The sequence below is a fragment of the Pseudodesulfovibrio piezophilus C1TLV30 genome, assembly GCF_000341895.1.
Classification (GTDB): domain Bacteria; phylum Desulfobacterota; class Desulfovibrionia; order Desulfovibrionales; family Desulfovibrionaceae; genus Pseudodesulfovibrio; species Pseudodesulfovibrio piezophilus.
In genome coordinates this window covers 2,536,924-2,553,232 of record NC_020409.1, presented here as the reverse complement: position 1 = coordinate 2,553,232, position 16,309 = coordinate 2,536,924, and the positions used below count along the sequence as shown (strand labels likewise).

13 protein-coding genes are annotated in these 16,309 nt (G+C 54.9%); 9 read left to right on the top strand and 4 right to left on the bottom strand.

Translation table 11 applies throughout. The features are described 5' to 3' along the window. The 7 genes from BN4_RS12000 to BN4_RS11970 all read left to right on the top strand — a co-directional run bounded on the left by BN4_RS12000 (position 1) and on the right by BN4_RS11970 (position 8,040). Entirely contained in the window at positions 1-1,791 is a 1,791-nt protein-coding gene (locus tag BN4_RS12000) for a portal protein (RefSeq protein ID WP_015415670.1), read from the top strand. Further along, complete coding sequence (locus BN4_RS11995; RefSeq protein WP_015415669.1) at positions 1,781-2,008, top strand: Bbp19 family protein; 228 nt, start codon at positions 1,781-1,783, stop codon at positions 2,006-2,008. The genes BN4_RS12000 and BN4_RS11995 overlap by 11 nt, the downstream gene beginning before the upstream one ends. After that, positions 2,005-2,844, top strand: coding sequence for a hypothetical protein (locus BN4_RS11990; protein WP_015415668.1), 840 nt, complete (start codon positions 2,005-2,007; stop codon positions 2,842-2,844). The genes BN4_RS11995 and BN4_RS11990 overlap by 4 nt, the downstream gene beginning before the upstream one ends. 235 nt (positions 2,845-3,079) lie before the next feature. Continuing rightward, entirely contained in the window at positions 3,080-4,441 is a 1,362-nt protein-coding gene (locus tag BN4_RS11985; RefSeq protein ID WP_015415667.1) for a sodium-dependent transporter, read from the top strand. Between the two features lie 103 nt (positions 4,442-4,544). Beyond that, positions 4,545-5,579, top strand: a complete 1,035-nt coding sequence (gene rlmN, locus BN4_RS11980) for a 23S rRNA (adenine(2503)-C(2))-methyltransferase RlmN (protein ID WP_015415666.1) — start codon at positions 4,545-4,547, stop codon at positions 5,577-5,579. Between the two features lie 197 nt (positions 5,580-5,776). After that, a complete protein-coding gene (zupT, locus tag BN4_RS11975; RefSeq protein WP_041720333.1) occupies positions 5,777-6,607 on the top strand; it encodes a zinc transporter ZupT in 831 nt (276 codons plus the stop codon). A gap of 44 nt (positions 6,608-6,651) precedes the next feature. After that, the gene (locus BN4_RS11970; protein ID WP_015415664.1) at positions 6,652-8,040 is read left to right on the top strand and encodes a protein kinase domain-containing protein; all 1,389 of its coding nucleotides are present in this window, start codon (positions 6,652-6,654) and stop codon (positions 8,038-8,040) included. An 11-nt stretch (positions 8,041-8,051) separates the two neighbouring features. Here BN4_RS11970 and BN4_RS11965 read toward each other — a convergent pair whose 3' ends face one another. The 3 genes from BN4_RS11965 to BN4_RS11955 all read right to left on the bottom strand — a co-directional run bounded on the left by BN4_RS11965 (position 8,052) and on the right by BN4_RS11955 (position 11,651). Continuing rightward, on the bottom strand, positions 8,052-8,504 hold the full coding sequence (locus BN4_RS11965; protein WP_015415663.1) for a PaaI family thioesterase: 453 nt from the start codon (positions 8,502-8,504) through the stop codon (positions 8,052-8,054). Positions 8,505-8,718: 214 nt separating this feature from the next. Continuing rightward, positions 8,719-10,701, bottom strand: coding sequence for an acetate--CoA ligase (gene acs, locus BN4_RS11960; RefSeq protein ID WP_015415662.1), 1,983 nt, complete (start codon positions 10,699-10,701; stop codon positions 8,719-8,721). 467 nt (positions 10,702-11,168) lie between these two features. Further along, the gene (locus tag BN4_RS11955) at positions 11,169-11,651 is read right to left on the bottom strand and encodes a FlxA-like family protein (RefSeq protein WP_015415661.1); all 483 of its coding nucleotides are present in this window, start codon (positions 11,649-11,651) and stop codon (positions 11,169-11,171) included. Positions 11,652-11,890: 239 nt separating this feature from the next. Here BN4_RS11955 and BN4_RS11950 point away from each other — a divergent pair, with 239 nt between their 5' ends. Next, positions 11,891-14,596, top strand: a complete 2,706-nt coding sequence (locus tag BN4_RS11950) for a bifunctional acetate--CoA ligase family protein/GNAT family N-acetyltransferase (protein WP_015415660.1) — start codon at positions 11,891-11,893, stop codon at positions 14,594-14,596. Positions 14,597-14,599: 3 nt separating this feature from the next. Beyond that, complete coding sequence (locus BN4_RS11945; protein ID WP_015415659.1) at positions 14,600-15,757, top strand: glycosyltransferase; 1,158 nt, start codon at positions 14,600-14,602, stop codon at positions 15,755-15,757. 12 nt (positions 15,758-15,769) lie between these two features. On the opposite strand, the gene BN4_RS11940 is transcribed toward BN4_RS11945, so the two are convergent. Beyond that, entirely contained in the window at positions 15,770-16,216 is a 447-nt protein-coding gene (locus BN4_RS11940; protein ID WP_157871368.1) for a hypothetical protein, read from the bottom strand. Positions 16,217-16,309: the final 93 nt, after the last annotated feature.

The window sequence follows — 16,309 nt, the reverse complement described above, 5'->3', positions numbered from 1 at the left end:
ATGGACAAAAAAGAATTGGCGCAATCCCTCCTGACCCGATTTCAGGGGCTGGAGGAAACACGCCAACCATGGGTCGATTCATGGCGGGAATTGACCGAATACATGCTGCCACGCAAAAACAGTTTCGTTGCGACAGGTGGAACGCAACTGAACCGAGGGCAAATCCGAGACGAACACATCTTCGACTCGACCCCCATGCACTCCCTTGAGTTATTGGCATCGGCTCTGGGTGGATTACTCACCAATCCTGCCATGCCGTGGTTTGATATCCGCGCCCGAGACTTTGGCCGTGGAGATGAGCAGACAATCCGCGAATTCCTGCAACAGGCCCGCGAACGTATCGCCGCCTTGTTCAATTCCGAGGATTCCTGCTTCCAGACCAATGTCCATGAACTCTATCTGGACGTGGCTTTGATGGGTACAGCGGTCATGTATGTGGAGGCTGATCCTCGCACCATTGCCCGTTTTTCCACCAGGCCTCTCGGCGAGGTCTATGTCTCTGAATCTGCAAGAGGCGTAGTGGATACCGTCTACCGAAGATATGAACTGACAGCTCGACAGGCGGTCCAGGAGTGGGGCGCACGGTGCTCGGACGAAGTGCGAAAAAAAAGTGAAGACAGGCCCGACGAAAAGGTCATGATGCTTCACGCAGTGTTCCCGAGGACCGATCGGGATCCATTCGCTCTTGGTGCGGCAAACTTCCCATACGCTTCAATCTATATGGAGGTGGCGAGTCAGAATATCCTGGAAGAATCCGGCTATCTTGAAATGCCCTATCTGGTCCCGCGTTGGGCCAAGGCAGCGGGAGAGATATACGGACGAGGACCGGGACAGACCGCCCTGTCAGATACGCGAGTGCTCAATGCCATGGCCCGGACGGCGCTCATGGCTGCCGAAAAAATGTCTGATCCGCCATTGATGGTCCCGGATGACGGTTTTCTCGGTCCGGTTCGGTCCGGGCCCGGAGGCTTGTCCTATTACCGCGCCGGGTCCAGTGACCGTATTGAGGCTTTGCCGGTGCGTGTGGACCTCGCAGCCACGGAATCGATGATGCAACAGCGCAGGGAATCCATTCGGCGCATCTTCATGAGTGACCAACTGGCGGCGGAAGGCCCTGCCGTCAGTGCCACGGAAGCTGTCATTCGCCAAACGGAAAAGATGCGAGTGCTCGGTCCTGTGCTGGGCCGCTTGCAGACCGAATTCCTCAGCCCGCTGATCAAGCGCGTCTTCAAGATCATGCTCCGGGCCGGAGCCTTGCCGCCATTCCCGGAAGGATTGACCCCGGAAGACATTGAGGTGCGGTATACTTCACCCATCACCCATGCCCAGAAGCTCTATGAGGCCCAGGGACTCCCTCAGGCCATGCAGTACCTCTCTCCACTGGTGGGAACAGGCGACGCCTTCGGCATCATGGACAACTTCAATACGGACCGCATGGCCCGGCACGTGGCAGACCTGTTCGGCATTCCGGCAGACTACCTCAAGCCGGAAGGCGATGTTGCCGCAGCCAGGGAGCAAAAAAGCAAATCCCAAGGATCTGCCATGACAGCCAAAACCGTCGCGGATGCGGCAGCCATCGCCAAGACCCTGTCCGAGGCATACACGGATAGGCCGAACATACTCACCGAAGCCTGGAACTTATTCATGGGTGGAGCCGGAAAACTCGCCAAGAAAATGCCTGCCCAAGCAGAGCGACCATCCCCCCCCTCCTCCATGGCCGAACAAGTGACTGGTCCCCTTTCGGAAAGCACAGCAGAAACACAAAAGATGGAGGGTCCCCGTGGCGTTTGATCCCCTGGAACTGCATTGCGCATACAGGCGCATCTTTGACACCCCTGACGGACAGGCCATCATGGATGATCTGGAGAAAAGGGCAGGTTTCCTGCGCTCTAATTTCTCCACTGACCCCGGCCGCACCGACTTCAACGAAGGCCGACGATCCCTGGTCCTGCATGTCAAACACATGTGTGACGAAACCAACTTCATCAACAAGGAGATACTCCAATGAATACCCAAAACATCCCCCAGAACTGGCAACAGACCCTGCCCGCGGAATGGACCATCAAAAATGCCCGCGAGGACGGCCGGGAAGAAGAAATTCCCTTACGGGAACACCCTACCCTGAAAAATTATACATCCAAGGATGAAGCCGTCAAAGCCCTGGTCCACGCCCAACGACTGCTCGGCAAAACCCCGGAAGGATATATTCGTGTTCCAGAGGGTCAGGGAGACGACGAACAGCGAAATACCCTTTATTCCGCACTGGGGCGTCCCGATCACCCTGAGGGCTATACCTTGCCGGACATCGACCTGCCTGATGGCTATGAAATGCAGGAGGACATGATCAACGGGTTCAAGAATGCGGCGTTCCGACTGGGCCTCACTGCCGAGCAGGTGGCAGGACTGTACCAATGGTTCCTTCCGCTGGTCATTGACACCCACCATACCATGCAGGCTGAGACAAACCAGCTTCGGGAACGGGAACTGGAATCCCTGCGGGCAGTGCATCGCGGACGAACCCCGCACATGCTCGACTCGGCTCTGCGGGCAGCCGAAGCACTGGGCGGCAAGGAACTGATTCATGCTCTCGACTCCACCCGCGCCGGAGATCACGCCGCCGTGATCAATGCCTTTGCCAAGGTTGCCCCACTTGTTCTGGAAAGCGGCATGCGCTCTCCGGGCCAAGGCTGGGGCGAGGAACTCTCCCGTGAAAAACTCAGGGAAATGATGCAGGATCCGCGATATCACGACCCGAACAAGCGTGACCCAGAATATGTAAAAACAGTTCGCAAAGGCTTTGAGACACTCTATCCCGGCGATTACATCCCTGGCAGCCGTCTGTAAGGCCGCCCTCGTGAAAGACTGGCCGGGGATCACTCCCCGGCCGCAGAACCCCGGAAAAAGAGACTCCATCATGACGATCCCATGGGAACTGCACGAAAAACATCGCCATGTTTAAGGCCCCCTAACCTTTTTGCCAAACCGTACCCTTTTCCCCAAAGGTTGCAAAGACGCGCCTGGCGCGCTATCGGTCCCACGCCGCTGGAGGCGATAATTCATAACCGAAAGGACCATACATATGTCTATCAACCAAAGCCGCGAAGGGTTCGCGACAAAACTCGGTGTGCTGACAGCCACCCTCGGATCCGCTGTCGGACTGGGAAACATCTGGAAATTCCCATACATGACAGGCCAAAACGGAGGCGCTGCATTTCTTTTCATCTATCTTGCCGCCACCGTAGTCGTCGGATTGCCCATCATGATCTCGGAAATAATGATGGGACGTCATGCGCGTGCCAACGCCATCACCACCTGGAGAAAAGTGGCCCCGAACAATCGCTTGTGGATGCTTGTAGGCGTCGGCGGCGTGCTGGCCGCTTTTGCCATCATGTCTTTTTACACTGATGTTGTCGGCTGGATTTTCAGCTACATAGTTCAGGCAATCAGCGGTTCCCTCAATTCCACTGATCCCCAAATAGGCGAAGCCGCTTTCGGAGCCACCGTGGCCGCACCCATGACGGCGCTGCTCTGGCAATGGGGAGTGCTCGCCATGGTCAGCGCCATTGTCATCGGCGGTGTCAAAGGGGGAATCGAAAAAACCACTAAAACCCTGATGCCCATCTTGCTGATCATGTTGATCATCGTCTGCATTCGGTCGCTGACTCTCCCCAAGGCAATGGAAGGCCTCGCCTTTCTTTTCAACCCGGATTTTTCCAAGGTCACCGCTGAAGTCGTGCTCATGGCCATGGGACTGGCCTTTTTCAAGCTTTCCATCGGCATGGGGACCATGATGACCTACGGCAGTTATTTCCGCTCCGACGCCGATACTCCCATGACCGCCACTCGCGTCATGCTGGCTGATCTGACCGTCTCCCTGCTGGCGGGTATCGCCATCTTCCCAGCCGTGTTCAACTACGGATTCGAACCGGCTGCCGGTCCCGGCCTGCTCTTCATGACCATTCCGGCCGTCTTCAGCTCCATGCCCATGGGACAGTTCTTCATGATCGTCTTTTTTGTGCTCACCGGCCTGGCGACCATTGGTGCCATGCTCTCGCTCTTTGAAGTTCCGGTCGCCTTTTTCATCGGGTCCGGGCTGGGTTGGTCACGCAAGAAAGCAACCATTCTCACCGCTATCGGCCTTGCCATCTGCGGTGTTCCAGCCACCCTTTCCTTTTCCACCATGAGTGACGTCACGCTGTTCGGACTCAACTTCTTCGACTTCTATGACTACCTTTCCTCCAACCTGCTCATGCCCATCGGCGGCTTCTTCATCTGCATCTTTGCCGGTTGGCTCTGGGGTGAGGAAAAAGTCCGCCACGCCCTAAGTAACCGTGGCAAGCTGAACAACGAAGCCGTTATTACCGTCTATTCCTTCATCGTGAAGTGGATTTCACCACTGCTGGTTGTCGCTGTCCTGCTCAAGGGAGTCGGGCTTATCTAAAGATCATCGGACCGGGCACGGCATTTCCCTGCCCGGTCCCTCGCCTTATTGAAACATCTCCCGCCTTGACACACCTGCCCGCGCCATACACAAGGGACTCGCAATGCAGAATCTCATAGAACTGAACAAGAATGACCTCGAAGCCTTTGTGGCCGAGGACCTGAAACTCCCCCGGTTCCGGGCGGAGCAGATCTGGCAATGGCTCTGGCAAAAACGAGTGCGCCATATCGACGGCATGACCAACCTGTCCAAGCCGCTCCGGGAAAGGCTCATGAGTATGGCTACTATTCAGTGGCCGGAAATCGCTCGAGTTCAGCAGTCCAAGGACGGCACCATCAAGCTGCTGCTTCGGCTCGGTGACGGCAAACTCATCGAGACAGTGCTCATTCCCATGCAGGATAGATACTCACAATGCCTATCCACCCAGGTGGGCTGTGCCATGGCATGTACCTTCTGCAATACGGGGCTGCTCGGTTTCGAACGGAATCTGAGCTATGGCGAGATCATGGGACAGATTCTTGTCGGCCGTCAATATCTGGAAGACCAGAACATGAATCCGCTCAAGAATCTCGTATTCATGGGCATGGGCGAACCTCTACTCAACCTGGAAACCCTGCTCAAGGTTCTCAACGACCTCCCCTGTGAACGAGGCCTGTCCCTGTCCTGGCGACGGTCCATGGTCTCGACAGTCGGATTTCCCGACAAACTCAAGATTCTCGGCAAGCTCGAAGTCGCACTCCCCGCGATTTCACTGCATGCCCCGACTCAGGAACTCCGCGCCAAAATCATGCCCAAGGCCGCCAAGGTCCATCTGAACGATCTCATGGCAGCCCTCAAGACATACCCCATGCGGCCTCGCGAACGGATCACCTTCGAATACCTGCTCCTCAAGGATGTCAACGACTCACTGGAGCAGGCCGACCAACTGGCCCGGCTTGTTGATCGGAGAAAAGGCAAGATCAACCTCATTGCATATAACGCAGTGGAAGGAATGCCGTACGGAGCACCGGAACGAGGCAAGGTGGAAGCATTTGAAAAACGGCTCTGGGATCATGGACTGACCGCCTTCATCCGTCGCTCCATGGGATCGGATATCAAGGCCGCCTGCGGTCAGCTCAAGGCTGACGAGCAGCAATAATACTCGAACTCTTTCGGAAGAAACCTTTCTTCCTTTCCTTGGGACCATTCTCCCCGATTGGCTGAGAGAATGGAATCTTTCGGGTGCTTTCCCACCTGCCACACCTGAACGTTCTCGCGCTCCCAAATGCAAATAATAACCGGAAACACATCTCTTCTAATGACACCAAAAGACTTTTTGTAGTAAATATCCCCCTTATGGACACACAAACAGTACTCTACGCCTTCGGCTTGACCCTCTTCGCCGGTCTTTGTACCGGCATTGGCTCCGCCATCGCCTTTTTCACCAAGCGGACCAACACAAAATTCCTCTCGCTCTCACTCGGCTTCTCTGCGGGAGTCATGATCTACGTGTCCTTCTGGGAAATCGTGGTCAAGGCAAACCACGCGCTAACGACCGAGTTGGGAGCCGTCACAGCCCAGTGGGTCACTGTGGCGTCGTTCTTTGGGGGCATCGCCTTCATAGCGATCATTGATAAATTTGTGCCCAGTTATGAGAATCCGCATGAGATGCACTCCATCGAGGAGATGGATGCGGGCAAAGCCGCTCTGCCCAAGGATGAGACCCACGACTTTGATAAACTGCGCCGCATGGGAATATTCGCGGCCATTGCCATCGCCATTCACAACTTTCCCGAAGGGCTCGCCACTTTCACCGCAGCTCTCACTGATCCAGCACTCGGTCTGGCCATTGCAGTGGCCATCGCCATCCACAACATCCCGGAAGGCATAGCCGTGTCCATCCCGCTTTTCTATGCCACTGGGGACAGGAAAAAGGCCTTTACTCTCTCTTTTCTCTCAGGTTTGTCCGAACCTGTAGGCGCACTGGTCGGCTATCTCATTCTCATGCCATTCTTTACCCCCGTCATCTTCGGTGTCCTCTTTGCCGGAGTCGGCGGAATCATGGTCTTCATTTCCCTCGATCAATTATTGCCCGCTGCTGAGGAATACGGAGAGCATCACCATTCCATTTACGGACTGATCACCGGCATGGCCGTCATGGCGCTTTCCCTCCTGCTTTTCCTTTAGACATCGCCATTCCAAAATGCGTGCCTTTGCGCTATCAGTGATCCATGAAAATCGGACGCTATGAAATCAAGGGGCTTCTGGGACGCGGCGGAATGGGCGCTGTCTACAAGGCCGCCATGCCCGTCACCGGACGCATTGTCGCTCTCAAGGTGCTCAAGCCTGCTGATATACTGGAAGACCTTGTCGGGATGGATCGCCTGACCACCATGTTTCTCAAGGAAGCGCGGACCATGGCCTCCATCAGTCACGCCAATATCGCGTCCATCCTTGATGTCCATGAGGGACAAGACACCACCGCCCCCCATTTCGCCATGGAATATTTCTGCGGTAATCTCGGGGTGATCATGGGCGAGCACTACGAAGTTGAAAAACCATCCCGCCGATTGGGAGTCGAAGCTTCACTTCACATAGCCAATCAGATGCTCTCCGGCCTCGACCGCCTGCATTTTGAAGGAATCATCCACCGCGATGTCAAACCGTTCAACGTCATGCTCGCCGAAGAGGAAGGAGGCACAGGCCATGTCAAACTCATTGATTTCGGTCTCAGTAAATTGCGTGGCGAAACAACACGCGGTCCCAAGGGCATGGTCGTCGGCTCTCCATATTACACCGCACCGGAGCAGGAAGCCGACCCTGAAGCAGCGGATACCCGCTCCGATATCTTTTCCGTCGGCGTCACCCTCTACCGAATGCTCACCGGCGAACTCCCGACGGAAGACCCTATTCATCGCCGCCCCATAAACGAACTTCACCCCGACCTCGGAGCTGATTGGGACGCCCTCTTCGCCCGCGCTCTCGCGCCCAATCCAGCCGACCGTTTCTCCGATGCACTGGACATGATCGACGCCCTCGGCACTCTCAAGTCCCTTTGGATTGAACAGACTGCATCAGTATGCAGCGCCCCCGGAATTCTCGACGCTCCCCCAATCCATTCGAGCGATTGGAACCCTCGAACAAAACCACTCAAAGTGTCGGCCAAATCCGCTTGTGCTACTTTTGGACTTGATGAACTCTGGAGACCGACACGGTACGCCAAAGGTACTTTTTCCCGAAAAGGGCCAACCATCCATGACGCCTCCACGGGACTGGTCTGGGAAACCGAAGCATCCCGCTATCCTCTCAGTTGGGACCGCGCCCATGGCTACATCGACCGGCTGAACAGAAAGGCACTCGACAATCGCACCAACTGGCGTCTCCCGACCCTTGATGAGCTGATGACCCTCTTTACCGGGCGCACGGAGCCCGGAGACTTCTGTCAGCAATCGATTTTTGACCCGCGCAAGGCCCGCCTCTGGTCCGGAGACATGAAAGCCTTCACCGCCGCATGGTATGTAGATGCAGAGCTGGGCTTTGTCTGGTGGCAGGACAGGACATGCCGATTCTTTGTGAGAGGCGTCTGCGAAGAAAAGTCAGAAAGTTCCCGTCGTGTATGAAAAACAGGGAGTCATTCCCCTCTGACGACCTGTGCATACCGGTCATCCCCTATGACCCGAAACTCTCCCCGTACAGCAGTACATTTCCTGCCTTCAGCATTTTCTATCCATCCTGCAAGTTTGATGGAATTTCCTTCAAACTTTTTGACCTTGCAGAAAATTCGCACCGGCTTTCCGATGAAGACTGGCCGCAGAAAACGGAACTTCGCCCCCACGGTGACAGCCTGCATGATTCCAGTGACCGCATACCCGGCCCACCACATGGCTTCATCAAGCAGTCCCATCTGCATTCCACCATGGAAAACAGTTCCCTGCCCTTGAAACCGACGTTCCGGGACATAGTCGCACGAGACTTCCTCGCGCTCAGCATCATAAAAGAACTCCAGCTTCAGACCATCTTCGTTGGATGGACCGCAAAAAAAGCACTCTCCATCCTCAAACGGATTGGGAATCGTTTGTCTCATCATTCCTCCAAAAAAGTCTCTGATCCCGTTGCCACCAGAGACTGCCCCCCTGAAGAGAAAAACTCTGATGCGAACGGCACTCATTCCAGACGGACAATAAAGGCCATTCCGAAAACACATGTTTTCAGAATGGCCCTGAATTGTCGAGAGACACATGGTCTACCCATGCCTGACCGGAACCCCCTTGAATCCCGATCTGTTCATAGCGGGGAAACTATCCTATCAAATCTCTGTTGCCTTCAATAAGGTCTGTGACAACACCGGGATCTGCCAACGTTGAAGTGTCACCGAACTGGTCCGAACCTTCCACGATTTTTCGCAACACGCGGCGCATGATTTTTCCTGACCGTGTCTTCGGCAGACCGTCCGCGAATTGGATGAACTCAGGGGTGGCGATAGGACCGATTTCCTTGCGCACCCAGGCCTTGAGATCCTTGAGCAGATCATCATCAGGCTCCATGCCGGAACGCAAAGTCACATAGGCATAAATGGTTTCACCCTTGACCTCATGAGGCATGCCCACAACAGCGGCTTCGGTAACATCCGCATGAGCGACAAGAGCAGATTCGATCTCGGCCGTCCCCATGCGGTGCCCTGAAACATTAATGACATCATCAAGACGTCCCATGATCCAGAAGTAGCCGTCCTCATCACAGCGAGCGCCGTCTCCTGCCTCGTATGCTCCTGAAAATCCAGAAAAATATGTTGACTTATACCGTTCTGGATCGCCCCAGACAGTGCGCAGCATACCGGGCCACGGCTTATCGATAATCAGATGCCCCCCTTCATTAGGCCCAGCCGGAGAACCGTCCCGACGAACGATCTTGGCCGATATTCCAGGCAGGGCACGCGTGGCCGACCCCGGCTTGAGAGGCGTGGCATAGGGCAATGCCGAAATCATGATACCACCGGTCTCGGTCTGCCACCAGGTATCGACAATGGGCAGTTTTCCTCCGCCGATATTCTTATGATACCAGAGCCACGCTTCCGGGTTGATTGGCTCCCCCACAGAACCAAGCACCCGCAGGGAACCGAGGTCGTACTTCCTGGTCCACTCCTCGCCCTCCCGCATGAGCGCACGGATAACAGTCGGCGCGGTATAGAAGATATTGACTTTGAACTTATCCACAATCTGCCAGAAACGATCAGGATTGGGATAGCTCGGTACTCCCTCGAACATCACGGAAGTCGCCCCGAGAGCAAGGGGACCATAGACAATATAGGAATGCCCGGTGATCCATCCGATATCGGCTGTACACCAGTAGACATCATCATCCTTGACGTCGAAGACATGCTGGGTGGTATGAGCGGCGTATGTCAGATACCCGCCAGTGGTGTGCAGCACACCCTTGGGTTTCCCGGTGGATCCGGAAGTATAGAGAATGAATAATGGATCTTCGGCATCCATTTCCTCGTAGGGACATTCAGAAGTGATATCCTCGGCATTGATTTCATCATGCCACCAGGAATCGCGGCCCTCGACCATGGAGACATCATTGGTGCCACGCTGTACCACGATGCATTGCTCAACGCTGGGACAATCCTTAAGCGCTTCATCGGCATTCGGCTTGAGCGCAATGGTTTTTCCGGCACGCAAAACAGCATCAGACGTCACCAACACGCGAGCGGCGCTGTCATCTATACGGGACTGCAAAGCGATGGAAGAAAATCCGGCAAAAACTATGGAATGCACAGCTCCAAGGCGAGTACAGGCAAGCATTGCTATGGTCAATTCAGGAATCATGGGCATATAAAGAGCAACCCGATCTCCCCGCTTGACTCCTTTTTTCTTGAGCACATTGGCAAAACGACACACCTCGGTATGAAGCATCTGATAGGTGTAGACCCGCACATCTTCTTCGGGTTCACCCTGCCAGATAAGCGCGGCCTTGTTACGACGCCCATCAACAAGATGTCGATCCAGGCAATTGTAAGAGACATTGGTCCTGCCACCGGAGAACCATTTGAATTCGGGAGTTTCATAGTCCGCTTCCAAGACGGAATCAAAATCGGAAAACCATGTCAGCAGTTCCGTGGCCCGCTCCCCCCAGTACCCTTCCGGGTCTTCAAGGGCGCGTTTGTGAAGAACCTCGTATTCATCCATGCCCCCGACCCATGCCTCTTCACGCTTCTCGACATCCGGCATGAATATCTGCCCGTCTTTCTGCAAACTCTCGATTTTCTTCTCTTCGCTCATCGTCTTCTCCTGACTTCGTTAAACACCTTCTCATGCCGAGGGAACCCAAAGAGGATATTCCTCCCCCTCTCATGACCGCTCGGCACAGACCTTGAGGCTTGTCTCTGTCATTTCTGTTAGCGGAAAGAATGAATTGACGAGATCTTTTTCAGGTGAACGGTCAGAAATCACCCGGTGAACGGTTGGCCCGAGAAAAGAAGCCATACAATGCCCCTGGAGTGCCCAACAAAATAAAAAAGGAAAGAAGTCAGCAGTGAATTTCATCTTATTGAGGAAGCAAGAGCATCCCCCGTGCCCAGAGCAGAAAGGAAAAAAGACATGAGAAAAAGATCAAGCCCACAGTGTACATCCCGTATACATGAGCTTGATCTTCTGGTCGCAACGGCTCAAACGAAATTTGACCGGCCGGGCCGGAACATGGAAGATGACGCCTTGCCGTATCAAAGGCGAATCAGGAGAATGGCGACCTAGAATGAGCTGGCGGAATTACCGAATCCGGTGGCGCTTGTCCCGCCTCCTGATGTCAGGCCTTCGGATTCCAACACTTCCTGCTGGGCCTGGAGGAGTTGATCACGCAATTCCATCAACTGGGCTTCCTTGGCCTGTTTCTGCTGAAGCTTCTGCTTTTCTGGCAGGTCACTGTCATCGATCTCTTCCAGCTCCTGCTCCAGTGCTTCAATCTGCTTCTCCAATCGATCGACGAGCTGTTCCTGCTCTGTCTCTTCATCGGATTCGCTTTCGGTTTCCTCGGTTCCACCGGACTTTTCCGCCGCAACCAAAGCGCGCGCTTCCTCGGAAATGGAAACCGTGTCGCCACTTTGTTCCTGTTCCGGGGTTTTGGCTTCCTGACTGATCTCTTCAGTCGTCTGTTCCACCGTGGCAACGGGTTTGACACTCAGAGAATCTGAAAACTGCGTCGCCGTTTGACTCAAGCTTGATTCAAAAACCATGGGATGCCTCCTCATTAGGGGTCATGTTACATCACACTTTCCATTCTTATCGAACAAAACACAGGGAACTTTAGAGCTCTTTATAGTGTTGTTTTTCCAGTACGCTCCCCCGGCGGCACAGGTGAAGTCGAGACACAACCACAGGTTCGCGGATCGACTTGATTCCACAGTTGCATCACAGGGATAAAACAAGCTATCATGGGCAAATACCCAGTGCAGTCAACATTACCGAGGCAAGCATGAGCGTCACCAATCTCGAATATTTGTTCAAGCCAAAATCCGTCGCAGTCATCGGTGCTACCAACGACCCCCGCAATGCAGGCAATATTGTCATGCGTAATATCATGGCGGGCGGCTTCATGGGGCCGGTCATGCCCGTTTCCAACACCGCCGAAGCCATCGCCGGAGTCCTGACACATACTTCAGTCAAACATCTGCCCAAAACACCTGACCTGGCCATTGTCTGTTCACCGCTGGATGAAGTCCCCGAAATAATACACTCTCTCAAGGAACGGGGCACACGGGGCGCAGTTCTCATGGGATCAGGCTTCGCCTCCATGACACACGAGGAACGACTGGATATCAAATCAACCATTCTCGGCATTGCCAAGCCTCCGGAAATCCGACTCATCGGGCCGAAATCGCTGGGCTTCATGATTCCATCCCTGCACCTCAACGCCTCCCTGGCTCACTCGGACGCTGCGCCGGGAAAAGTCGCTTTCATTTCCCAGTCAGACTCCCTTTTCGCCACAGTTCTGGACTGGGCCAAAGCCAAAGGAGTCGGGTTTTCCCACATGATCGCCCTGGGAAGCCGTATTGACGTCTCTTTCGCAGATATCCTCGACTACCTCGGCTCCGATCCATTCACGCGATCCATTATGCTCTATGTCGAATCCATCAAGGATGCCCGTGAATTCATGTCTGCTGCCCGCGCCGCTTCGCGAAACAAACCAGTCCTGGTCATCCGCCCCGGCAAAGCGCTGGATACGGTTCTGGGGGATCTCAAACTCCGGGAAACCGGTGATCACCGGTTGGTTGATGCGGTCTACGATGTGGCTTTCCGGCGGGCGGGTATGTTGCGAGTGGAGAATATCGACGGTCTTTTCGATGCGGCCCAAACCCTTGGAACGCCCAAGCATGTCTATGGCAATAAACTGGCCATTCTCACAAATGGCACCAGCGCCGGGATCATGGCAGCAGACAGATTACTTGATGGAGGTGGAGAACTGGCTGAACTGGGAGAAGAGACCATCGCGGCCATTGACGAGGTTCTGGGTGAAAAGAACTGGTCCAGAGCCAATCCCGTGGATATTCCCTTTGACGCCGACGGCACAATGTATTCAGCCGTCCTGAAGCTGCTGATCAAGGACAAGAATTCGAATGGAATCCTCGTCATGCATGTCCCCTGGACCGCCCAACCCGACATGGAAGTAGCCAGAGCCTTGCGCGACTCCCTGAAACGCGTCAAACGCATGGTCCTGACGGCATGGCTTGGAAGCGGGGCAGCCGAAGAATCCCGCGAAGTCTTCCGCAAGGCTGCCGTGCCGACCTACGACACACCAACCCATGCGGTCCGGGCATTCCTCTATATGGCAGAATACCTGCGCAACCAGGAAATGCTCATCGAGACACCGGACTCGCTGCCCTCAGATTTTTTTCCTGATACAGAAACCGCACGGGCCACGGTTGCACAGGCTTTGCAGCAGGACCGGGAAAAACTCAATGAGCCGGAGGTCAAGGACATACTGGCCGCGTATGGGGTCCCGGTGGTGGATACCCGCATTGCCGTTTCTGCCAAGGATGCGGTGATCGCCGCTGACGAACTGGGGTATCCCGTGGCCCTGAAACTGCGAAGCCCGCAAATCCCCCAGGCCTATGATGTGGGCGGCGTATTGCTCGACCTGGAAACGCCCGAGCGTGTCTGGGAGGGAGCTGCCTCCATCCTCGCCCGGTGCACTCGGGAGCGCCCTGATGCCTATATAGAAGGATTCACGGTCCAGAAGATGGGCCGCCGCCCCGGTGCTCACGAATTATTTATTTCCGCCTCCGTGGACCCGGTCTTCGGCCCGGTTCTCGCGTTCGGCCATGGCGGCATGGCGCGGGAAATGATTCAGGATACCGCCCTGACTCTCCCTCCTTTGTCCATGAGCCTCGCCAGAGAACTGGTCGGACGTACGCGCATAGCATCTCTGCTCAAGGGATCACCACCGCAGTTACCCACGGATATCGATGATATCTGCCTGACCATTATCCAGATCTCGCAGCTGCTCATCGACGTCCCCCAAATCATATCCATTGATATCAATCCTCTCTATGCGGACAGCGAGGGAGTCCTCGCCCTGGGCGGAAAAATTCGGGTTGCCCCATACTTGGACGAGGGAGAAAAACGGCTTGCCATCCGCCCCTACCCACGGGAACTGGAAGAGACCGTGACCCTTAAGACAGGCCGGACCGTGACACTCCGCCCAATTCGCCCCGAGGATGAAGAGACGCACCGCGCCTTTCTGGCGAATCTGTCGGACGACGACCTGCGTCTTCGCTTTTTCGGCGTGGTCCAACGAAATTTCGATCACAAGGACATCGCCCGCTTTACCCAAATTGATTATGACAGGGAGATGGCCTTTATCGCGACGGCCCACGATGAGAGAGGAATGCCGGAAACCCTTGGCGTCATGCGGACCAACACCAAACCGGACAATACCGAAGCAGAATTCGCCATAGTCGTTCGCTCTGACCAGCAGGGCAGCGGGCTAGGTTCGATCCTTTTCAACAAGGGGATATGCTACACTCGCCAGAGAGGAACAAGCGAACTGATCGGCCAGACCATGATAGAGAACAAGGCCATGCAGGGATTATCCAAAAAATTCGGCTTTGTAATTACTCCGGACCAGCATGATGAAGATCTCGTGAACATGGTCCTTGACCTGAAGAAAGGTAATTCCTGAATCATGCCGGAAACGCCGATTCCGCATCACATCTCCACCCGCTCAACCGAAAGTTCCCAAAGCACAGGGCACAAGGGGATACACGCCATCTATCACCATACCGGCCTGGAGACTTCCGGCGGGGCTACTCGTGTTGCCCGCCTGCTCATTGAAGCATTAGAAACTCGCTTGGTTCAAACCAACTTCAGCTTTGAACTGGGAGAAGGGCCGGAAGCAGCCGCTATTCTGCCCGAGGATTTTGGACGGTATCTTCCGACCAACGCCATCGCGCACCTGCACTGCACCGGGAACTGGCCCGCGCTCCTCAGCTCCATCCCCCCCAGGCAAAAAACACTCATCACTCTCCACGACTGTGAGCTTTTTACCGGAGGATGTCCCTATCCACTGGACTGCCAAGTTATTGAGAAGAAATGTGCCAACCCCTGCCCCAGGAATTTCCCGCAATCAGAGGAACTCAGAGAAGCTAAACGAAAACTGATCGATAACCATAAACCGATTCTTGTCTCTCCTTCTCAGTGGCTTGCCAGATTAGCAAAAAAGCATCTGTCCCATGCAGTCAAAGTCATTCCCAACGGCATTCCCTGGCCCGAACTGCCACCGCGCAAATCCACAGCCCGTCGGCAACTCGGCATCAACCCGACAGCCCGAGTCATTCTGTTCGTAGCACACGGAGGCACCTCTGCGGCTTACAAATCCGGCAAGGTATGGAAATCGCTGTGGAGTAGAATCAAAGCCCGAATGCCCGAAGCTCTCTGCTTTGCCGTTGGCGGGGAAACTGCGGAACGGGATGGCGATCTCGTCATCTGGCCGTATGTCGGACGAGACAGGCTGAATTGTCTGATGGAAGCGGCAGACCTTCTGCTCTACCCGACGCAGGCTGACAACCACTCTCTGGTCATTCTCGAAGCAATGTCCCGCGCCCTGCCCGTAATAGCTTACGCGGTGGGCGGCGTCCCAGAACAGGTCACGGATCGGCAGACAGGACGGCTCATCACACCTGAAAATGAGGCCCTCTTCATCGATGCCACAGTTGAAACCCTGACCCGCTCATCCCTGTGTCGCGACTATGGACAGACTGCCTTTTCATCTGGACGCAAACGATTCACCACACAGAGAATGGTCACAGACTACCTCAGGCTTTACAAAACTCTGGCCTCGTAACGGCCGTCGTCCCTACATATCAACAAACTGCATCCTCGGACCGTTCTCACCATCAATGATCTGCACAAAAGCCGCCCAACGCTCGAAGCACATGCCATGCAAATCTCTGGGCGGACCGATATCACCATGCTTCATGGGAACTTCGGCAACCACCCCCCCTTCCCGAGTAAAGACCAATGACCACGCATACTCCCCTCCCACCTTGGGATTGTAGGCAAAGCCGAAGCGCGTCTCAAAAGTCAGATCCGAACCGGGCAGCACAACACAAACCGTATCGAATTCATGAAATCCGAGAAAACAGGCAAGAGAGAAATGACAGTCCGCAGAGTATCGTCCCTCCGCAAGGGCCTTGTGCAGCCTGTCATCAACATAGGTCGCTGTGTAGTCGAACTTGATGGCCGTAATGATCGCCCCGGACAGGACGATGAAAACGATCATGGCGCTCTTGAATCGTGTCATGGCGAAATCCCCCTTCGCGCATTCCATCTGGATTGATCCATTAACACCGTAGACGGTCACCCCCTCCAGGTCAAATGGGAGGATTTCAGGATT